A 20,110-nucleotide genomic window follows, 5' to 3' on the forward strand; every position below is an offset into this window, starting at 1 on the left:
TGCAACATGAAGGCTAATGTAATTTTAGGAGTAAATATTGATACTCCTAAGTGGATTAATAAACTGAAGAAAGAAAATTGCAGCAATATTATAATTTTAGATTATGACTCTGCAGGAGAAGTAAATGTAAAGGACGGTGTACTTTATATTTACGAGAATGATATTCAAATTTTAAAAAAATATGATGAGATACGATATTACAAATCTCTTTATGTTTACCCGGGATTTAGTGGAAGAATGTCTCAATTATTCGAAAGAGATTAAATTATATTAGCTTAAAAATTTATTTAAGAAGGTAGTAACGCTACCTTCTTAATTAAATTTTTTAATTTTTGAATCTGTTGTGCAATTCGAATTGTAATAATTTAGTATTTTAACACTGACAATGAATTCAACAAATTTCTATAGGAATGTATTCTTTTTTTACTTCATTATTAAGTAATGTCAACAATGACTCTGCCACGTTCCACATCAGTACCGGTGGTATGGCGTTGCCTAATGCAATGTATTGGGTAGACTCCGACTCTAACAGTTCGAAACTATCAGGAAATGATTGTATTCGAGCTACTTCTCTTGGCATAAATCTACGATATTTTTCGTCTATCTTTAAAACTGGATCAGTGCTATTAAGACTCACTTTAGCTAAATGAGCACCTACAGTGTTGCAAGGATTGTTAATATCTTGTGCTCTCCCCTTATTCATCTGTTTTTTAGCCCTCATCAATCCTTCGACAGCCCTCTCGCTAAAATAATACTTATCTGGAATGTCTTTTTCATCAAATATTACTTCTTTCAAAGAACGATATTTCGGGGTGAATAATGATTCCTTTGAAAAATACTTAGGTTCTGGAAAAGTATATTCTTGGTCTATGTCTTTTCTTATCCCTACAATAAATACACGTTCTCTTTTTTGCGGAACTCCAAAGTCAGCTGAATTCAATAATCTATATTTCACATTATAACCTGCTTTTTCAAACTCTGAAAGAATCAGTTGGATAGCTTGCCCTTTATTAGCTGAAAGAAGACCTTTAACATTTTCGGCGATAAAAGCTTTGGGTTGCTTATCCTTTAAAATTCGAATCATTTCAAAAAAAAGTTTGCCACTAATGTCATTCTCTATACCTAATCTCGGAGGATTTTGCGCAACGATCGAAAAAGACACACATGGAAAACCACCGACCAACAGATCATGAGAAGGGACATCTTCATTTGAAACTTCTCTTATATCTCTTACATCAGGTTTGATGCCTATATTTTTTTCAAAAATATTAGCTATTTTCTGATTGATTTCATTCGCAAATATCGTTTCAAATTGCAAAGGAGAATAATAGTTATCTAAAAAATTAAACCCTCCATGTAGGCCAACGTCTCCTCCACCACAACCAGAGAACAAAGAAACTACTTTGAACATAATCCAAATCCTTTCATAATAACATTAATTGATTAGGAGAGGGAATTCTTCCCCACATATTTTAGGGTCGAAAATAATATCTACTCCATCTCTAATGGATATTTTTAAATTATTACTTTTATATAAACCTACCGGATCTCTAAGAATATGCAGTTTTATGTTTTTAGGACTCACCAATAATCTATAAACAAAATATTTATCGCCGAAAGATTCAGCTGTACTCCACTCATTAGGCGTAAGGTGGAATCTTGAAAAAGTTAAGGCATTTTGGCTTGCTGTTGTTTTAACCTCAATTAGTTTGCTAGTGGCTTGCAGATCACGAGAAGAGACATCATAACCTACTGCAAAATGCGAAGGTATCAACTTAACTAAATGCATTAAATCTTCCCTTCCATTTTGACTCAAATATACCTTTTCATGATTTACCACTAATCCTTCTCCAAAATCACCAATTCTGATTTCCGGTTGTTCGCCGTCTTCCAATACTTTTGTCAGATGTTCTTTTAAATCATTATAGTCTTCTTCTGAACTATCCGAATACAAGGCTATAACGTCTGTTTCAAAGTATTCATCAGGAAGTTCACTATTAAAATAGTCTATCCATTCATTTTCTAAATCACTGATATCCTTGAGTATACTATCACCTGTGACTGAACTGTAACCTTCAAAAAAATCGTCGGTTGTCAAGAATCTTTCTATAGCTAAGTCTTCATTATGATTAAGGTAGTATAGGTTATTCATTTTTCTATTTAATATCTGAGCATGTTCTAAATAATCCAGGATGTCTCCTGCATATCGAATAACATCACCTTTTAAATCATAATTCAAATCTTTATCTTCTTTATTTCTAGCTATTAATGACCAAGTATCTTCAATAGACCTACCATTTCTTGTAACTCTTAGATCATTAAATATACAGTGTGCCACTTCAGCTTTACTAATGCCACATCTTTGCTTTGTAAATTTCTCTGCATACGATAATAATTTCACTATATAAGGTCCTGGTCTAAATTTTATTGAATTCTCTACTATTTCTTTTATGTAATGAGATTTCAAAGAACCATTAGGATACTGGAATCTATAGGAGAAGACTTTAAAAAATTTAATCAAATCTTGCTCATTTGCTAAATCGATTGCATTTTTTGTCGGATTTGCAAAATTATCTTCATATTTTATAAATCCAAATAAGGCATCGATTTCAGTTCGCCAATTATCTACAGTTTTTTTACTTTTTCCTGCATTTCCGGGAAATCTCCTTATAGATGCATTAAAAGCTTCTTTAAACTCGGACTTTTCTCGTCTTCCAATGCTTACTATCTCATTAGAAAAGTAAAACAACACATTTTCTATATCATTTTTGAACCTGGGTCTAGGATGATGAAGTGCAAAAAAATATTGGTCTGGCACAGTATATAAATGCGGCATCAATAAATCTCTCCAATCATTGTTTAGGAAAGTGCTTGCTTAATTGATTTTGCTATTTCGAAAGCCAGTAAAGGAGGAACGGCATTGCCTACCTGTCTGTACTGTTCTGTTCTATTTCCTAAGAAGACAAAGTCATCTGGAAAAGATTGAAAACGTGCATTTTCTCTAACTGTTGGTACTCTATTCATACTGTAATGAAAGTGATGTCTGTGCCCGGTATCAATAGTAGGAGTTGGTTTTTTACTATGGTATCTTGTCCAAGCTACGTTAAATTTCCGAGTACTTCGCAAATGCTCTGGTAGACTTTTATAGTTCTCACCTTCTGGCACTAGTGCAATTATTGATCGAGTTTGCTCACTATGGTTTGTAGCAATATGATTAGTTATTTGCTTGCTTTTTTTCCTCATAATTTCTTGGTAATTATTTTGTGGAGGACTTAAATAATCTTGAATTTCTTCTCCTAGATGATTGAAGTCTTCTAGCAAAGGCAAATCTGAAGTTGCTTCTTCAGCAGTAATTTTCTCATGTTCAAACAGTGTAGTGGGGTTTGGAAATGAGTATTCAATCCCCAAATCCTTTCTAAAACCTACAAAGAACACCCGTTTTCTATTTTGCGGTACTCCGAAATCAGAAGCTAGCAGTATCTCAACTTTTACTGTATAGCCCATCGTTTCAAATTCCGCCAAAATACTTTCTTTGATTCTTCCACCAAATAAACTTACTAATCCCGGAACATTTTCAATCACAAATGCTTTTGGTCTGAATTCATTAACAGCATTAATAAATGAAAGGTATAAAGAATTTCTTGGATCATGAAATTGTCTTGGGCCTGAAAGAGACATCCCTTGACAAGGTGGGCCTCCTACAATAACGTCTATTTCTTTGTAGTTAATTGCTTCTGAAATCTCTAGTTTTGTAACTTGAGTTATATCTGTCAACATAGAATTGCTATTTTTATGATTCGCAACAAACGATTTCAATGCCGCTTTATCATTATCAATCCCTAGAAGAACATTAAAATCGGCCATTTCGAATCCATAAGATAATCCGCCACATCCGCTAAAAATATCTATTATATTCATCTTTTCACATCCTAGTTATTAAGAAATCTTTATAAAATATTTTTTCATTTTTCACTTTTTGTATCACAAAAATCTACTATGAACTATAAACATCATTATAGCATGATTTTCGATAAATTTAAGAACGTAAGTTTCTATTATTAAACCTATTTCAATTAATTCCTTCTTCAGAAAGCAAATTAGCAATTTACTTTAAAAGTAATTTAATCAGTTAGTTCAACTTTAGCGGTTTGATTGTCTATTGTACTATCGTTATCATTTCTTGCATATATAAGTATGCCAGTGGTCACTAATCTCTAGAGGAAAATCATTCTGCTATTTAACCCAATGACTTTATAATAAAAAGTTACTGGAGAGTAAATACTTCATTCACTCCACAAGGCCGATAATAATAATTTTAATCTAACAACTCCACCTAATTTTTATATTTTTAGACTCATTATCAAAGTAAAGCTCTTCACAAATACTTCCGGTAATTCCCTCTTAAAAACACTTCTTCAATTTGGCTCGTGAACACTTTTGTATTCAGGATTTTCTTCCCGATCAATCGGCTCGCAATCATTTCCGCTTCCGGGTATTCCATGCCGAGCTTTTCTGCGATTTCTTTTACTTCTATGAGCTTGCCTTCTTTTGCATCTTCGCCCGCTTCTTTCGCTTTCCGGCTTTCTTCGAAAACATACGTAAGGACGCTTGCTTCTTCTTCGTTGAGTTTTCCGGTTGAGACAAATTTCTCGATGAAGCTTTTTTCATTGAGTATATCTTTCAGCACTTTCGCTGCTTTAAATTGCGGTGCTTTCGATGCCGCGATGGTGATTTCTTCGCCGGTCTGCGGATTGCGCCCTTTCCGCTCTTTTTTCTCCGCCAGCTGGAAAATGCCGAAGTCGTTGATCTTCACTTCATCGCCTTTTGCTAATGCTTCAGTGATGCGGGAAGTGATTTCGTTCAGGACTTTCGCTGCCTGGTCTTTTGAGATTTTGCTTTTATTTGAAATGGCTTGAACGAGTTCTTTTTTATTCATCCGATTTCCCCCTATATGAGAAGACGCCTTTTGCCTTCGTTTCGATTATCTTCTATTATACATTTTCCTGTCATGTGTTTGGCTGTTTGGATTTCTCCTAGTAGAATAACAGAAAGACCTATTCCGAATGACAGGAGGTTTTACTAGATGGAGTCGACCACCCCGGCCCAACAAACTGAATCAATCCGCTCTTTCGAATCCACCATCCGCAAATGCGAAACAGCTTTGGCGCAGATGACCGAAAAAAGATCCAATACGACCTTGCTCGAAAAGCGGCTAAACGCTTTAAAGATTGGTTTAGCGATTCTTGAAAACGTTTGGCATAAACAGCCTTTCGATTGCAGTCCGCAGGAGATCAGGGAATCCCAAGAAGTTCTGTCCGGCCTCCTTCCTCCCATTGAAAGGTCCTATGCCAAATCGAAAGACGGCAGTCCGCAAAAGACGCTTTTGGAACGGCGGCTGAAATCCATTAAACTCGCAATTGAAGCGATTGACGACTATTCGGATGGTTATTTAAGCTGTTGCTTGCGTTAACCAGTTCGTTATGGAAAAATATAGGTGAAATCAGATTATTAACTAGCAAGAAGGAGCGTAATCTTCTTTAGCTAATTCAATGCAGTTCGCCGCATTCTTGAAAAGAGGTTAGAAAGATGAAAAAAAATCAGTTGTCATATTTTTCTTTTCCGGTGATTTTCTTTCTCGTTTTAACGATTAAGCAATTTTTCTCAGACAGCGAGATCCAGTGGGGCGAAAATTTAAGTATTCTGGCCGCCTCTTGTATCATTCTGTTTTTGTTTTTAAGTCTCTATAATTGGTCAAAAAAGCCCTATTCGTGGAAGAAAGGGTAATCTACATAAAAAAACGGCTCTCCAGTCTCCTGGAAAGCCGTTTTTCATTTTTCTATTTCTGAAGGCGCTCGACGAATTCGTGCAGGCGCTCCAATGTATTGATGTTGCTGTTGCAGACCTCGTTGTCTTGGCAGATGTAGTTGCCGCGTTTGACGAAATTATCCTGGCTGGACCCTTTCGTTTTGGCGGTGAACATGCCGACTTCACTGTGGCGGTTGCAGATCGAGCAAATGCCTTTCTTGGCGCTGCGGGTGAAGCTGCCGTGGATCGCCTCGAAGCGGCCGTCTTTTTCAAGCACCATGTACATAAGGGTCGAGCTTTCAATCCAGCTGAGGTACGAGCGTTTCTTGAAATCGAGCGTGTCGAGTTTCGGCCCTTTCAGCTTTTTCGCTTTCGGGAACAGTTTCTTCAAGCCTTGGTCGGTCACGTTTTTGAACGGGATGACATAAGGGGATAGTTGTTCCAGGAAAATTTCCGCATCTGCGGTTTCCTTGACCGAAGCGAGCGGATTCAAGACCGCTTTCTGTTCGGCGTCAAGCGACGGAAACAGATTGAAGACTTTTTCATGCGCCAGGTGGCGAAGGACGTTCAGCACTTCGGCGTCGTTGCCTGTCGCCTGTCCGTTCACGAGGATCTTCGTCTGGTCTTTGATGAAATTGTATTGGTCGTTCCGGATAAATGCTTCCGGTCCGCTATTCGTGTTTCCTATTTTGTCGTTCGTTTCTTTTACATGTATCATTCGAGCCACTCCTTATGGTTTGTTGGATGAATGCTATAAGGAAGCCGTGTATCGGCCATGACACATCTGCAGGCGATTTAAACCGTACTTCTTGCCCCACATAAAGTATCGCCATTCCGCATACCAGGCTTTACGTGAGTTTTTGCTGACGCTGACAATCGATTTATTGCCATCTGATATCACATCCTTTGGAGCAGGTCTCTTCCCTGCTCTTCCATCATACTGCATAATTTCCTGTTTTTCCATTGAGCCAGTTTTTCTGAAAATAAAACAGGACCTGCCGGTTTCGGTGGGTCCTGTTTTTCAAAAGTTTATTAGCCTTGCAGATTTTCGTCTTCCCGGTACTCGAGCACATCGCCCGGCTGGCAGTCCAGCGCCTTGCAGATGGCGTCGAGTGTCGACAGGCGCACCGCTTTCGCTTTGCCGTTTTTCAGGATCGACAGGTTGGCCATTGTGATGCCCACCCGTTCCGACAGTTCGGTCACACTCATTTTCCGTTTGGCCAGCATTACGTCAATATTGATGATAATCGCCATAGTTGCACCTCACACAGTTAAATCGTTTTCAGATTTGATATCAATGGCATTCTGCAGCAGCTTTTGGAGCACGGCCGCAAAAACCGCGATGACAATTGCTCCGAACGTGATGATCATCCCGAGGCCACCAAGGCCCGGTGCGTCATCGACTTCCGCCGTGTACAGGATGATCGGCAAGTTCAGGACGAACAGCACCGTAATAGCAAGTGCACAATATTTAATGTTCTTCAGCGCCTTTACCGACAGTTCCGAAAAGGCGATGCCTTTATCAATATACCCCAGAAGCTTGAGCGTTTGGTAGAGCGCCGTGAAATACGCCAGTGCCGAACCGTAAAGCGCCAGCATGAAGACATATTGCAGGAAGTTCCACTTCGGCAAGATCTCGCCGACAAAATTCGACATCGGCGGCACCACAAAAATGCAGATGGCAATTGCCGGCAGCGCCATCAGGACGATTACCAGCTTTAAAAAGATTGTTTCCCGTTTCATGAAAAAGCACCTCGCTTGTTTGTTGTTAGATTGAATTTAGCACATTATTTATCGTAAATCAATAAATAATTGTCGTTTAACGTATTTTATTTGATGGAATTGCACTTTCTCTGTTCAGCGCTAAATGCATGATTCCGTTAAGGGAAACTTTTATGGGGGGAAGCGGTCCAGTTTACTAAGAAGAACGTGAAGAATCGGGGTGTGGGATGAAACGATTGGCAATTGGCATGATGCTGCTCATTTGTTTGGCCGGCTGCATCGGAGAGAACTACGATTTTACGCCGCCAGGCATCACTCTTTCTGGCAGTGCGCCGGTCGAATGGGATAGACTTGCGGAAGCGAACATCGATTGGCTGGGACCGGAAAATAAACGGATCAATAAAGAAGTGAAGGACTTTTCGGCGTTTGCCGATAAGCAGCCGGAAATGCGCTTAGTGGCGGGAGAAAGGGTCGATTTACTCTTTGAGCATGGAGATTTTGACCTTCAAAGTTTAAGCGTCACGCTGTGGCATGACGGAGAAGAAACAACAGTCGAAGTCGAGGACATCATGTTCACATTGCCGGACGAAATAGGCGATTACTTGATCGAAGTGAACCTCAGGACCGACCGGGGAAGCGCGCAATATGCCGGGAAACTGTCGATTTATGACTAACACCCAAAAAGAAACGCCTGACAGCGGACTGTCAGGCGCTTTTTGGTTTCTTAAGTTAAACGCAGGTCTCTTTTCAAATCCTTATATTCGTTTCGGGCATCATCGCCGTCTAAACGGATAAGATGCTGCTCGAGTTCTCTTCTTGTTTCTTGAAACACCGGATGAATCTCCGTCGTATCCGCTTTTCCGTACAGGCAGTTCAGATAGAACACCAGCTGCGATGCGATAAAATCATCGTCCGTCAAAAGAATGGCGTGAATCATGTCGGGAATGAAATCGAAAGCATCGCTGCTGCTCTTCTTTTCAATAAGCCGGTCGAAGGAACGGGCCAAGTAAAATTCATCTTCATTTATTTTGCGGGTCCAGTCTGTTAAAATTTCAGCAATTTCCGGGTGCATCTTCTCATCCTTTGCTGTTTTTTTAGGATCACTCCTCCGGGTAGTCCAAAATCTTGATGGTCTTGAAGCCAAGAATGATTTTGAAATTGAGCCCCCAGTTGGCGGTGATGATTTCCAGCTCGGCGTCCGTTACGGTAAATTGCAGGACGACGTCGTTTTCGTAATCAATGACGACATAGGTATTGGCATTTGAATAGATCTTGTAGGATTTATGTGCAATAAACGTCCAGCCGTGCTTCAAGCCGTGGCTCTTGTTTCCCATCCCGTCACCCCTTTTCGTTTTCTCCGTGAAAGCTCTATGGAGTAAGCCCATTATAGCGCAACTGTATAGCGGATGTAAGCGCTGCAGAAAAAGGTGGATAGAAAAAGCCGATGCCCACTTAAAGGATGCATCGGCTATCCGTTCATTTCTTACGGCAATATCGCAAACGACCGCACCGGGAAGCCGGAAGCCTTGTCCGCTTTCGGGACGATGTTGAAAATTACGGCCCCTTTTGCCGGCAGCTGATCGAGATTTGCAAGCAGCTCGACTTGATAGGTGTCTTGGTCGAGTACATAATACTCGCCGAGGAGCGCGCCGTTTCTGCGGTAGTCGATGGCGGAATCGGTGTCGAAGGTCTCATGTCCGACTGCCCGCACGCCCCGTTCTTCAAAAAGGAATTTCAATGCTTCGACCGACCAGCCGGGTGCATGGCTATTGCCTTCTTCGTCTTTGTTGTCGAAGGCTTCCTTGTCCGGCCAGCGTTTGCTCCAATCGGTGCGCAGCGCGACGAAGGTGTCGGCTTCGATTTTGCCGTATTCCGCTTCGAACGCTGTAATGCCGTCAATCCCTAACGTTAAGTCAGGGTCTGCTTCCGCTTCTTTCGATTTGTCAATGACGACGAGCGGAAGAACGAGTTCCTTCAGCCCCAGTTCGTGAAGATAGCGGGCATTGCGTACGAAATGGATCGGCGCGTCGAGATGGGTTCCGTATTGCCCGGGAAATGTAAAGCGTTGGGCAAAGAATCCGTCGTCGTGGTTGAACAAGGTATCGAATTTCGCATCGTCAAATGCCGAGAAATGCGGCGAGTCGGGGCCGAACGCATGCGTCAAGTCGACCCAGGTCTTCTGTTTCAGTAAATTGATGGCTTCGATCGTTTCAAATGTTTTGATGGGCATGGCAAATTCCTCCTTGGGGGTTTGTGGATAGAGGGCAACTAAAAACCCTCTTCCTGGATTAAGAAGAGGGTTTGGCAGATGAAAGTCAACGTTCTCTTCTTATCTTCAAGCTCAAACGCTTTTGGAATTAGCACAGTACTTTGCAGTCTGTTGCTGAGGCTTCAAAGGGCCAAATCCCTCCACCTCTCTTGATAAGAAAGTTATATTCAATTAGTTATCCATAATCCTACAATCGGCCAAGTGAAAAGTCAATCTATTTTGAATTCTTTTTAAGCGCGAATCCATTTCCAGATTTCGCCCGGTGTTGCGTTCTTGCCGTACATGAGAATTCCGGTCTTGAAGACTTTTCCGGCAAGCTTCATGAAGACCCAGACGCTGATGGCGAGAATGGCGACAGCGATGCCGATTTCCACCCATGGCCATTCTTCAAGGAGCGATAGGCGCAAGATCAAGACTCCCGGTGATGTGAACGGGATGTAGCTTCCAAGCTGTGCCCAGAATCCGCTCGGGTCGCTGAATACAGGACCGATGAACAGGAACGGACTGAACGGCAGCATCATGACAAGCCCCTGGAAGTTTCCGGCGGTCGAGATATCGGCCATTGTGGCGCCGATACCGACGAACAGTGCAGCATACAAGAGATAGCCGAGCACCGCAATCAGCAGCAAGACGGCCAGTTCCGGCACGAGCAAGTATTCCATGATCGGCATATCGATTTTCCACAGCAGCACCGGCAGGATGATCGCGACATAGACGATCAGCTGGATGATGCCGAGGACGAAATAGCCGATGATCTTGCCTTGCATCAAATCAGCCGGCGTCAAAGACGACAGGATGATTTCGGCGATTTTGTCTTTCTTCTCCTGCGACGCGCTTTGGAAGATCGCCATACCCGTGAAGACGATCGACAGCATGACGACAGCGGCGAAAGCGCCAGGAATGATGCGTTCGAGCATCCCTTCGCTGAACAGTCCGCCTTCTTCCGCTTCAACGGAAGCGTCTTCAAAGACGATACCCTGCGCGACCATTCCCGCTTCTTCCGGCGTCAATCCAAGCTGTTCGATCTGCATCATCTGCAGCGGACCGCTCAGCACTTGAACTTCCTCCATGAAACCCGAATCGGTATCTTCGTTTGTATAGACCGTGACTTTGCCGTTTTCAACCGACTGTTCGTTGATAAAGACGTATGCGGCATCTTCTTCTACTTCAAGCGCCGCTTCCGCTTCCTGTTCGGCGATTTGCGTTTCTTCCAGCTGCCATTCGGTCGAGGCTGCAGCGGCTTCCAATTGTTCGTAGACCCCAAGCTCGTCGTTGACGTAGACTTTCGTTGCGGCCGGTTCGTCGTCTGAACGGAACAGGTCCGGCAGCAAAAAGAAGGCCAGGAAAATGATCGGTGTCAGGAACAAGCCAATGATGAACGATTTGCTTTTCATATTGCGTTTGATTTCCCATTTGGCGACTTTCATCGTGTTACGCATGTGCTTCACCCGCTTCCTTCAAAAGATTCTTGTCAGTGGCGATGTCGATGAAGATTTCGTGCAGCGAGATGCGGTCGATCGATAGTTCCTGGATGTCCAGTTCCGCCGGCAGATTCTTCAGCCAGACGGCCGGCTGCACATTCCGCGACAGATACAGCACCGCGATTTCCCCGTTTTGTTCAACCCGTTCCACTTCCGGCAACCCTTCAAGCAGGCTCCGGCTGTTCACGCCGTTGATTGTGCATTTGAAGTTGGCGTATTCTCTTTTCACTTCGCTGAGCGTCCCGTAGATCACTTTCGTTCCGCGGTGGATCAAAAACAGGCGGTCAGCCATTTCTTCGACCAGGTTCATCTGGTGCGAAGACAAGAGAATTGCTGTGCCTTTTTCAGCGAGCGAGCGAATCTCTTCCTTGAACAGCTCCTGGCTGACCGGGTCAAGCCCTGAAAACGGCTCATCGAGAATCAAGAGCTCCGGTTCATGGAGAATCGATGCGATAAACTGCACTTTCTGGCCCATCCCTTTTGACAGTTCTTCCACGGCGACTTTGTCTTTTCCTTCAAGCCCGAACTTTTTCAAATACGCGAGTGCGCGTTCTTTTGCGCGGTTTTTCGGATAGTCTTTCAACTCTGCGAGATACAGCAGGATGTCCATGACGTTGACGTTTTTATACAGGCCGCGCTCTTCCGGTAGGTATCCGATTTTGTTGCGCGGATTTCTTTGTTTTTGCTGTTGTGGAATGTGATCGCCCCCCGTCCGGGTACATGATGCCCATGATGTTTCGGATCGTTGTCGATTTCCCCGCACCGTTCGGCCCGAGCAGCGCCATGATTTCTCCTTTTTTCACTTCAAATGAAATATTCGAGATGATCTGTTTGTCTTTGAATGATTTGCCTAAACCTTCTACAGCGAGCATCGTCTCCATGTTCTTCATCCTTTCCGGATTGTTATTTCAGCAGCAGGCTGATGATTTCTTCCAGTTCCAATGCTTGGTCATCGAGGACCTGTATGTTTTGCGCTACGATAAACTGTTCTGTTGCGTCAGGGTCGTCACTGATCAGCAGGCGGCCATCACGGGAAAGTTCTCCCGGCACCGGTCCATCCGGCATTTCCGTGAGCCAGTAGCGGCGGTAGCTCGCAACCAGCCGGTCTTTTTCGTACAGGCCGATACCTTGTCCGTCTTGCATGAGAAACAGGTAATCTGCGAGTTTCCGCAAATCATCCGCCTGATGCGTCGTCAAGACGACGGCGCGGTCTTCCGGCTCCATCCAATCGACCAGCAAATCCATGAATTGCTTTTTTGACGGGATGTCGAGCGATGCGGTCGGCTCGTCCAAGATCAAAATATCTGTTTTGCGCGGCAAAGCGAGTGCTAAGCTCAGCTTCTGCTGCATGCCGGGCGATAATTTGCCGAAGCGCTTATCGAGCGGGATATCAAAGAGCCGGGTGATGTGTTCAAAAAGCTTGTCGTCCCATTTTAAATAGAGCGGGGCAATCAGGTTTTTCAATTCATTTCCGGTATAGGCGTTCCAGCCGACCTGTTTTTGCGGCTGAAACGTGATGTGCCGTTTCCAGCTTTCGTCTCCGCCGTCAACCGGTTTGCCGAGGATGCGGATTGCTCCTCCGTCCATGTTGGCGAGGTTCATTAGCAGCTTCAGCAGCGTGCTTTTTCCGGAGCCGTTGTTCCCGACAAGTGCTGTGATGGTGCCCGCTTCGATTTCAAGGTTTACCGGACCCAGCTGAAAATCGTCCACTTTCTTTCTGGCGTCTTTTATTTCAATCCATGCTGGCATCTGTCATTCCCCTTTTCCGAGTTTTTCTAGAATCTCTTCAAAGACCGCTTTGATTTCACCGGGCGTGTAATCGTAGTCCATAGCGTTTTGGATGGCCCGCTCGAATTCCGCCCGGACCGAAGCTGTCATCGTGTCTTGTTTCACGGTGCCTTGTATTTCTTTTACAAACGTTCCTTTGCCGTGGGCTGTTTCGATAAAGCCCTGTGCTTCCAAGTCCTGATAGGCGCGGCGTATCGTGATGACGCTGATTTCCAGGTCTTTCGACAGCGCCCGGATTGATGGAAGCGGTGTTCCGGCTGCAAGATGGCCGCCTGCAATCAAGGCTTTCAGCTGCTTTTCAATTTGATGGTAAATGGGTTCACGAGAATCTTTGGATAAACGTATCGGCAGCAAACTCTAGTCCCCCTCTCACAGGTAATCCGTTTTCTTGATCATTTTCCGCATATCCGCCTGCCAGTATTTCCAGCCGGTGACACTCAAGACAATGGCCACAATCACAGACACCCACGTCCAGTCTGTTGCAAGTGTGATCGTCCAGCGAACAATGCCATGGTCTGCGAATAAGTAAATCAGTCCGTAGATGGCCGCAATGCCTGCAATCATATAGATAAACGACTTTACGATTGCGTGGGTCTTAAAATTGCCGCCCGCTTCACTCGATGCCATGATGAAGCCGACTGCAATCGATAGCGCGAGCCAAATCAGGATGAATGCGATATAGGTGACCGGCGTCATCAAGCTTCTAAAATTTTCCGACATCAGCGGCAAGCTAATCAGCAAAAGCAGCTGAAACGGAAACGAACAAACGGCATGTACGACAAATCGGCTTTTGATGATGACGTCTTTTGGGATGGGAAGCTGCTGCAGCATGACAATCGACGGCGCTGTCCATAAATCCCCGTCCATCTTCTGCATCTGGAATTCCTTGCCTTTCATCCAAGCTGGGAACAAGAAGAAAATCACCAAGAACAAGAGGTCAAAAAACTGAAACTCACCTTCCAGGTAAAGGTCAAACGATGCCATGACGATCAGCGCCATGGCGATATAAAAAATAAAAATCGTGATCAAACTTTTCATAGACGCTCTCAGCTCGAAAGCTGCCAGCCGGGAAGCCTGTTTCCATTCACTCATTTATAAACACTCCTTTTTAACTGTTATACTGTTTATACTCATATACACAGTAACAAATCCTTTTTAGACTTGTCAACCGATTGTATAAAATAGTTTGAAAATTCTTCCGACACGATAAAACCCTCCAGAAAAGAGGGCTTTTCCTGAAGGGTTCGTCTATTCAACTGTGGAAGGCTGCAATATGGCTTGTGAAATATCCGCGTGCAGGCTTACTCCTCTTGTATAATTTGCTAATATGCTAAAAAAATAAAATAAATTTCCAAAAACACGACTTTTGATTTTTGATTGCGTCTAACAAGTAGAAACCTAAATTAGGGGGCGAGATTCCTTGGCCAACGAAAGAAAAGTCGAAATCACTGAGTGGTATCAGCAGCACGGCGATTCGGTCTTCAGGTATATCTTGCTGATGGTGCGCGATCATCAACAAGCGGAAGATTTAACACAAGAGACGTTTATCAAAGCATTCCGGTCTTATGACGGCTTTGAACGGAAAGCAAATCCGAAAACCTGGCTTTTTCGGATTGCGCATAATGTCACTATCGATTTTATTCGAAAGCAAAAGCCTTTGGAGCTTTTAAAAGAGCTCGTGCTGCTCGGGAAAAGCGCGAACGCGGCACCTGAAGGCATCGTGGAGATCAAGGAGAATTCCACCGAACTTTATGATGCCTTAGGCCAGTTGAAAGCCCCGTACCGGGAAGTCATTGTCTTGAGGAAAATAAGGGAGTTCAGTATCCAGGAGACTGGCGAAATTTTAAATTGGTCCGAGAGCAAAGTGAAAAACACGCTTTCCCGTGCCCTTTCCGCATTGGAAAAACAGTTGAATAAGGAGGGAATTATCCATGAAAAAAACTGATGGCACACAAAATGCCTTAGACAATCAGTTGAAACAATTGGATCAGGATATCGTTTGGAGCGGGAGCCATAAAGCAAGGCTGCATAGCCGGATTTTATCGAATTTGGATAAGCAGGAATCCAAGACCCGATTTTTCAATGGCTTTAAATTCACCTCCAGTTTAGTGCTGTGCTCCATCCTTTTAGTGGCCGGGATCATGTTCCTTTCGCAAACGCTCCTTCAAGGAGACAGCGGAACAACGACGGGAAATAACACAGAAGAACCTGCCTTATCAGGAAACGAAGCGGTCGATGCCGAAACGAGCAAAGAATCCATTCAGGCTGTCATTGAAAAAGAATTTGACGGGCCCGATGAGAAGTACAAAGAATTATCGGAAGCGGCAATGGAAGCTCAGAGCAATGCCGCAACTCAAGAAGAGTTCGATGCCCTGCAGGAAACACCGGTATGGCAAAATTATTTAGACTACATGGCGGAGACGTATGCTTCTTACTTCACAGAAAACGGCTATGACAAGTTTTTAAATGCCACTCCTGCTTTTATGTACAGCGGTTTTGAGGGCGACTATGACCTGACAGCGTCGGATATTAAAATCAGCCAAAACGAAAACAACCTGCAAATGTATCAATTCACTTTTCAAGTCGACTACAAAAATGCAGACGGAGAAGTCCAGCCGTATGCGTTCGAAGGCGAAGCCATAGCTTCGGAAGAAGGAAAAATCGAGGAGCTGCAATTTCTGGATAAGGATGGCTTGCTCACCGCCATGAACGAAGACATTTATTGACGCTGCCTTTGGGCAGCGTTTTTGTTTGTCTCCTTTCATATACAAAGAGAGAATAAGCTTTTATCAGCCTATTCTCTCCCTTCTATTTATGCAGTTTTCGATAAATCTATGTTATATAAACTTGAATTTTCACTGTCTTCGATAGATTCCGCGGTTTTGAATTAATTTTAAGTCAGGAGATCTGCCCAAATTCATCACACGTAAATTCAATGGCAAATGCTTTCTCGTACGACAAACCATTCAATGTAAACGTTCCTTCAATATCAATGACATATTTCTGTCCTCCATCGATTATAGCCGCTTCATAAGAAGTTTGTTTCCATTCGCCAGTGGGACTTTTGATAGCAGTGGAGACACTAGCTACATCCTCAAACACCTGGCGATTGTCGTCAGAACTGTAACGGGTATCAAAATGAGCGGTTACTTCCAATTCTTTTAAGAAATCCGGCACGTAAATAAAGACATTTTTTCTCGTTTCGCCATAACGGTCGGTTTTCGCTGAATAAAGTTCTGACTCTCTCTTGGCAATCAAATCAGCTTCGGTTGCTAAATGGCTCTCCACCATTTCATCAATGTCCTTCTTAAACTCTATAGGGGCCACCCAATCAGTTTCCTTAAATTCTTGCATAGGCGCCAGGCTAATCCCGATGCCAGATTTTAAATCCATGGCTTGTTCCACAATTTTTGTATACTCTTCATAATATGATTCTTTCTGTTCCTTACTAATTGGTTTTTCTGGATATACATTCACTGGACTTGCAGCACTTTCCCCTATATTTACTAAAGGTAGATAGGGTAGCGATAGTACGACCAGCGTTAACAGAAATAAAACTGTTATAAAAGCAGGTTTCAAATGGAAGTTGGTTTTCTTGGCCCTAAAAGCACGTGAACGAATCGAACTCTTTTCTTTTTCCGATAATCTAATATCTCGATTAGCCTTTTCTAACTCATTTTTGATATCCATACGCGCCCCCACTCTCTTCTATCGCTATTTTCAGTACCTTTCTTCCTCTTAATAATCGCGTTTTCACTGTATTTACAGAGCAATCTAACACATCAGCAATTTCAGGAACCGTCAATTCCACATAATAATGAAGCCAAATAACCTCCCGGTACTTAACCGGCATTTTGCCAATTAAATCGCTAAGGCTCACATTCTGTTCTTTTTGTATGTAGTCATCTTCAACCGAACTTTTATATTCCAGGTTTTTTATCTTCTCTGTTATCTTTAGTTTTCTGTAGTGCCAACTGCTTAAATAGTTTTGGCATTCATTTACCGCAATTCTGTACAGAAAAGTTTTAATGGAAGAACGCCCTTCGAAACGATCCAAGTTTTTGTAAAACTTAATGAATACGTCTTGGACAATATCTTCTGCTTTTGAGCTATCTTTTATATAGGAAAAAATTAATCGTTTAATGTAATCACCATGTTGCGTCATTGATTCATTTAAAATCTCTTTTTTCTCAAAATGATCCACATATTAACCTCCCCCTATATTGTTAGACAAAGCACAACGCTCATTAGGTTCATTTTAGAAAATAAAATTTTTCAAAGATAATATCGTATGGAAGTCTGATTTATAAGTAACTCTTTACTTCTACGAACAAAAAGAGAAGAAACTTCAAATGAAGCTACTTCTCTAGATAAGCCTTACTGTGTAAATATATGTACTACACGATTGCGTTCTAGAAACTATATAGAATAGACATTTTGAATGCGGCTTAATTGCAATTAAGCCGCATTCAAATTATTCATCCCCCAAATTGAAAACCGAATAAGATTGTGAGAAACAAGGCGATTAATATGAAGCTCAAGAGCAATGTTAAAAGCGGTATGCGCTTTGCTTTCTTTTTCTCATTCAGAACCCCCGCAACTCCAACTATCATTCCCACTGCAGCTAAAAACGGGGTAAATTGCAGGATTACAGTCATCGCTCCTAAGAAATTCACAAATACCATAATAATGGCCCAAGCTATTTCAATTGCAAGCAGGATTAAAATTGCGAAAGACAACTTCCCCCATATTGTTTGCGGCATGGAAACACTCCATCCTCTTTGGATTTTAATCAGTGCAATTTATAGGTCGTGTGGTTCTTATCACATGTCCTATAAGTGTTTTCTTATAGAACCTTTTGGGTTTTATTGGATAAATGCAGCTTCACTTTGCATTTCCCATCCACAAACCAATCAGCAGAATATGTGAATATCCCACGCTAAACCAGTATTTCCTTTTCGATTTCTTCATACTCTTCTCGATAAAATGCCGCTTTTTGTGGTTTTAATACAAAATAGGAAAAGACGAAGGATGCCAGCAGCATAATGCTGGCCAGTCCCACGATAGCAGTTCGAAGGGAAATCACGTCTGCCAAGATTCCAATTCCCAGTATAAAGAGGACTTGTGCGCCGCTTTGAATTAGTTGAAAAATACTTGTGACCCGTCCCATCAGCGCAACCGGTATATTATTTTGGTAAAACGTAGCGATTCCGGCATTCATGAAGACATTGAAAAAACCTAAAATCAGGAAGCCGACTGTAATGGATAGGAACGACCAAGAAAAGGCATACAAGACATAGCCGACCGCCGTCATCACCACACCCAGAACAATCATGAGACGTAAAGAGAATTTCGAAGAAAAGATGGAAAGAAGAATTCCCCCGCTAACCGAACCAATGCCGGTGATACTGATCAACAAGCTGTAGTCCAATTCGGACAGCCCCACCACCTGCTGGGTGAAGACGACTTCCTGGGCATCCATCGCAAACGAAAAAATCATGACCAGAATAAAACTGAGATAAATGATAGCGATGTATTTATTTTCGAAGAGGAATTGCTTCACCACTGTGAAATCACTCCATACTTGAGCACCGGTCATTTTAGGAATCGCCTCACGGTCAATCTCTTCCTTCGCTGGAAGTCCCACAAGCAGAAGTGCTGCAATTACAAAGAAAATCGAATTGATCCAAAGGGTTGCTTGAATCGAGATAAGCAAAATCAATGCACCCCCGATGGCAGGACCGATGATAAATGCTCCCGAAGAAGTTACCGACCGAATGGAATTGAAGCGTTTCCTCTTTATTTTCGGTACTAGCATGGTGGTGTACGTGGTTGAAGAAGGACCAAAAAAAGACTTAGCGATACTGAGGAAAACCAGAATCACGTAGATGCCTATGATATTGGAGGCAAACGGAATCACTGCGAGAAAGCCCGCTCGCAATAGATACGTCGCAATAATGACTTTCTTCTTGCTTCGGTAATCAATAAAGCTTCCGGTCCAAAACTTTGTCAAGATATTGACGATTGGTCCGATAATCCAAAGCCCAGCCACAGCTGCGGCAGAACCGGTCATCTGGTAAACGATGATATTGATGGCAACCAGATAGATAAAGTCACCGATTCCAGCAATCCCAAGTGAAGTCAACAGCATGGCCTGCTCTTTCCAATCCTTTAGCTTTTCTTTCATTTCGGTCCCCCTATAAGAAATATTGGGCATTCTTAAAGCTCTATTATTCCAGCAAAGTACTTAATATTCTTATAATAACATTAATTTCCATCTGTATGGGAACTTAAAAGTCTGTAGTTAATGCATCTAAAAAGCTCAGCTTCTCTACAAAACAAATAGAGAAATTGAGCTTTTTACTTACTTTATTTATTTATTTATTGAATTCATTAACTGGAAGAAATACTCCGGTTTGTGTGTCTTATTCAAGTTATACCATGAATCTAATGCATCCGGTGAAAATACAGCTAATTTTCCCAGTACCTCCTTTGCAAATTCCAAAGGGGCTATTCCTGCGGCTGTAACTAAATTCGCATCGGATGCCGCTGATTCCATCACATAGAACTTTTCTCCTTTGTAATTAGGGCATACCATTTTAGTATATTCCAAGTTATTACTTGTATGCTTTCTAGTATCTAAGTATCCCATATTCGCGAGGCCCTCAATTGCCCCACAAATGGCGGCAACTATAGTGCCCGAATCCAAAGCTTCGCCAACTCTTTTTAAGACAGGGTGATGAATTTCTTCACTCCAAGTAGTCCCTCCTGGCAAAATGATAAGATCTTTACTGTTAAGCATACATTCATCAAGGGAGATATCCGGTTTTATGCCCAGTCCTCCCATCGTAGTAATCATTTCTTTGTTTGCTCCTACTGTAATTACTTTTAAAGGCACCAAATCTTTTTTGAAATATCTTCCTGAGTTCAGCTCCGCAATTAAATATCCATATTCCCAGTCTGACATTGTATTAAATACATAGAGAAAAACGTTTTTTGTTTGCATCCAACAACACTCCAATTCCAATTGATAAAGCCAGTATAA

Annotated in this window: 25 protein-coding genes, 1 pseudogene and 1 riboswitch; of the genes and pseudogenes, 5 read left to right on the plus strand and 21 right to left on the minus strand. The window is 42.6% G+C overall.

The features are described 5' to 3' along the window. Positions 1–6: 6 nt before the first annotated feature. On the plus strand, positions 7–264 hold the full coding sequence (locus L0M13_RS16250) for a hypothetical protein (RefSeq protein ID WP_235197474.1): 258 nt from the start codon (positions 7–9) through the stop codon (positions 262–264). Positions 265–391: 127 nt separating this feature from the next. Here the strand turns inward: L0M13_RS16250 and L0M13_RS16255 are convergent, their stop codons facing one another. The 4 genes from L0M13_RS16255 to L0M13_RS16270 form a co-directional block, all read right to left on the minus strand. Then, the gene (locus L0M13_RS16255; RefSeq protein WP_235197475.1) at positions 392–1,411 is read right to left on the minus strand and encodes a DNA cytosine methyltransferase; all 1,020 of its coding nucleotides are present in this window, start codon (positions 1,409–1,411) and stop codon (positions 392–394) included. A gap of 24 nt (positions 1,412–1,435) precedes the next feature. Further along, on the minus strand, positions 1,436–2,836 hold the full coding sequence (locus L0M13_RS16260; protein WP_235197476.1) for a protein NO VEIN domain-containing protein: 1,401 nt from the start codon (positions 2,834–2,836) through the stop codon (positions 1,436–1,438). Positions 2,837–2,859: 23 nt separating this feature from the next. Then, positions 2,860–3,918, minus strand: a complete 1,059-nt coding sequence (locus L0M13_RS16265) for a DNA cytosine methyltransferase (protein WP_235197477.1) — start codon at positions 3,916–3,918, stop codon at positions 2,860–2,862. A gap of 457 nt (positions 3,919–4,375) precedes the next feature. Next, entirely contained in the window at positions 4,376–4,936 is a 561-nt protein-coding gene (locus L0M13_RS16270) for an HU family DNA-binding protein (protein WP_235197478.1), read from the minus strand. Positions 4,937–5,083: 147 nt separating this feature from the next. Here L0M13_RS16270 and L0M13_RS16275 point away from each other — a divergent pair, with 147 nt between their 5' ends. Continuing rightward, a complete protein-coding gene (locus L0M13_RS16275) occupies positions 5,084–5,470 on the plus strand; it encodes a hypothetical protein (protein ID WP_235197479.1) in 387 nt (128 codons plus the stop codon). Positions 5,471–5,836: 366 nt separating this feature from the next. Here L0M13_RS16275 and L0M13_RS16280 read toward each other — a convergent pair whose 3' ends face one another. From L0M13_RS16280 to L0M13_RS16290, 3 genes are all read right to left on the minus strand, one after another. After that, positions 5,837–6,523 (minus strand): FusB/FusC family EF-G-binding protein, encoded by a 687-nt coding sequence (locus tag L0M13_RS16280; RefSeq protein WP_235197480.1) that lies wholly within the window; start codon positions 6,521–6,523, stop codon positions 5,837–5,839. Between the two features lie 314 nt (positions 6,524–6,837). Continuing rightward, on the minus strand, positions 6,838–7,059 hold the full coding sequence (locus L0M13_RS16285) for a helix-turn-helix domain-containing protein (RefSeq protein WP_235197481.1): 222 nt from the start codon (positions 7,057–7,059) through the stop codon (positions 6,838–6,840). A gap of 9 nt (positions 7,060–7,068) precedes the next feature. Further along, a complete protein-coding gene (locus L0M13_RS16290; RefSeq protein ID WP_235197482.1) occupies positions 7,069–7,548 on the minus strand; it encodes a DUF2975 domain-containing protein in 480 nt (159 codons plus the stop codon). 206 nt (positions 7,549–7,754) lie between these two features. Between L0M13_RS16290 and L0M13_RS16295 the strand changes: the two genes are divergently transcribed. After that, on the plus strand, positions 7,755–8,201 hold the full coding sequence (locus L0M13_RS16295) for a hypothetical protein (RefSeq protein WP_235197483.1): 447 nt from the start codon (positions 7,755–7,757) through the stop codon (positions 8,199–8,201). Positions 8,202–8,251: 50 nt separating this feature from the next. Here L0M13_RS16295 and L0M13_RS16300 read toward each other — a convergent pair whose 3' ends face one another. The 9 genes and pseudogenes from L0M13_RS16300 to L0M13_RS16340 all read right to left on the minus strand — a co-directional run bounded on the left by L0M13_RS16300 (position 8,252) and on the right by L0M13_RS16340 (position 14,157). Continuing rightward, positions 8,252–8,599, minus strand: coding sequence for a hypothetical protein (locus L0M13_RS16300; RefSeq protein ID WP_235197484.1), 348 nt, complete (start codon positions 8,597–8,599; stop codon positions 8,252–8,254). A gap of 28 nt (positions 8,600–8,627) precedes the next feature. Next, positions 8,628–8,861 carry a hypothetical protein gene (locus L0M13_RS16305; protein ID WP_235197485.1) on the minus strand — a complete coding sequence of 78 codons (234 nt, stop codon included), beginning with the start codon at positions 8,859–8,861 and terminating at the stop codon, positions 8,628–8,630. A 149-nt stretch (positions 8,862–9,010) separates the two neighbouring features. Next, complete coding sequence (locus L0M13_RS16310; RefSeq protein WP_235197486.1) at positions 9,011–9,757, minus strand: cyclase family protein; 747 nt, start codon at positions 9,755–9,757, stop codon at positions 9,011–9,013. A gap of 96 nt (positions 9,758–9,853) precedes the next feature. Further along, positions 9,854–9,955, minus strand: a riboswitch (SAM riboswitch). Positions 9,956–10,026: 71 nt separating this feature from the next. Then, on the minus strand, positions 10,027–11,235 hold the full coding sequence (locus L0M13_RS16315; protein WP_235197487.1) for an ABC transporter permease: 1,209 nt from the start codon (positions 11,233–11,235) through the stop codon (positions 10,027–10,029). Then, entirely contained in the window at positions 11,228–11,587 is a 360-nt protein-coding gene (locus L0M13_RS18790; RefSeq protein ID WP_397443548.1) for an ATP-binding protein DrrA1-3 family domain-containing protein, read from the minus strand. Before L0M13_RS18790 ends, L0M13_RS16315 begins: the two co-directional genes overlap by 8 nt. Before the next feature lie 45 nt (positions 11,588–11,632). Further along, a pseudogene (locus tag L0M13_RS18795) lies at positions 11,633–12,167 on the minus strand (ABC transporter ATP-binding protein); the annotation flags it as partial. Positions 12,168–12,180: 13 nt separating this feature from the next. After that, a complete protein-coding gene (locus L0M13_RS16330; protein ID WP_235197489.1) occupies positions 12,181–13,026 on the minus strand; it encodes an ABC transporter ATP-binding protein in 846 nt (281 codons plus the stop codon). A 3-nt stretch (positions 13,027–13,029) separates the two neighbouring features. Continuing rightward, positions 13,030–13,419, minus strand: a complete 390-nt coding sequence (locus L0M13_RS16335; RefSeq protein ID WP_235197490.1) for a GntR family transcriptional regulator — start codon at positions 13,417–13,419, stop codon at positions 13,030–13,032. A gap of 15 nt (positions 13,420–13,434) precedes the next feature. Further along, the gene (locus tag L0M13_RS16340) at positions 13,435–14,157 is read right to left on the minus strand and encodes a hypothetical protein (RefSeq protein WP_235197491.1); all 723 of its coding nucleotides are present in this window, start codon (positions 14,155–14,157) and stop codon (positions 13,435–13,437) included. A gap of 328 nt (positions 14,158–14,485) precedes the next feature. Between L0M13_RS16340 and L0M13_RS16345 the strand changes: the two genes are divergently transcribed. Together L0M13_RS16345 and L0M13_RS16350 are read left to right on the plus strand one after the other, a co-directional pair. After that, positions 14,486–15,010, plus strand: coding sequence for an RNA polymerase sigma factor (locus tag L0M13_RS16345; protein ID WP_235197492.1), 525 nt, complete (start codon positions 14,486–14,488; stop codon positions 15,008–15,010). Next, on the plus strand, positions 14,997–15,791 hold the full coding sequence (locus tag L0M13_RS16350; protein WP_235197493.1) for a hypothetical protein: 795 nt from the start codon (positions 14,997–14,999) through the stop codon (positions 15,789–15,791). Before L0M13_RS16345 ends, L0M13_RS16350 begins: the two co-directional genes overlap by 14 nt. Positions 15,792–15,963: 172 nt before the next feature. On the opposite strand, the gene L0M13_RS16355 is transcribed toward L0M13_RS16350, so the two are convergent. From L0M13_RS16355 to L0M13_RS16375, 5 genes are all read right to left on the minus strand, one after another. Next, complete coding sequence (locus L0M13_RS16355) at positions 15,964–16,755, minus strand: hypothetical protein (RefSeq protein ID WP_235197494.1); 792 nt, start codon at positions 16,753–16,755, stop codon at positions 15,964–15,966. Beyond that, the gene (locus L0M13_RS16360) at positions 16,739–17,269 is read right to left on the minus strand and encodes a sigma-70 family RNA polymerase sigma factor (protein ID WP_235197495.1); all 531 of its coding nucleotides are present in this window, start codon (positions 17,267–17,269) and stop codon (positions 16,739–16,741) included. The genes L0M13_RS16355 and L0M13_RS16360 overlap by 17 nt, the downstream gene beginning before the upstream one ends. Positions 17,270–17,543: 274 nt before the next feature. Further along, positions 17,544–17,828 (minus strand): hypothetical protein, encoded by a 285-nt coding sequence (locus L0M13_RS16365; protein ID WP_235197496.1) that lies wholly within the window; start codon positions 17,826–17,828, stop codon positions 17,544–17,546. A gap of 176 nt (positions 17,829–18,004) precedes the next feature. Next, the gene (locus tag L0M13_RS16370) at positions 18,005–19,252 is read right to left on the minus strand and encodes an MFS transporter (RefSeq protein WP_235197497.1); all 1,248 of its coding nucleotides are present in this window, start codon (positions 19,250–19,252) and stop codon (positions 18,005–18,007) included. 186 nt (positions 19,253–19,438) lie between these two features. After that, complete coding sequence (locus L0M13_RS16375; RefSeq protein WP_235197498.1) at positions 19,439–20,071, minus strand: type 1 glutamine amidotransferase family protein; 633 nt, start codon at positions 20,069–20,071, stop codon at positions 19,439–19,441. Between the last annotated feature and the right edge of the window lie 39 nt (positions 20,072–20,110).

This window comes from Planococcus sp. 107-1 (assembly GCF_021513255.1).
In the GTDB taxonomy this organism is placed as follows: Bacteria; Bacillota; Bacilli; order Bacillales_A; family Planococcaceae; genus Planococcus.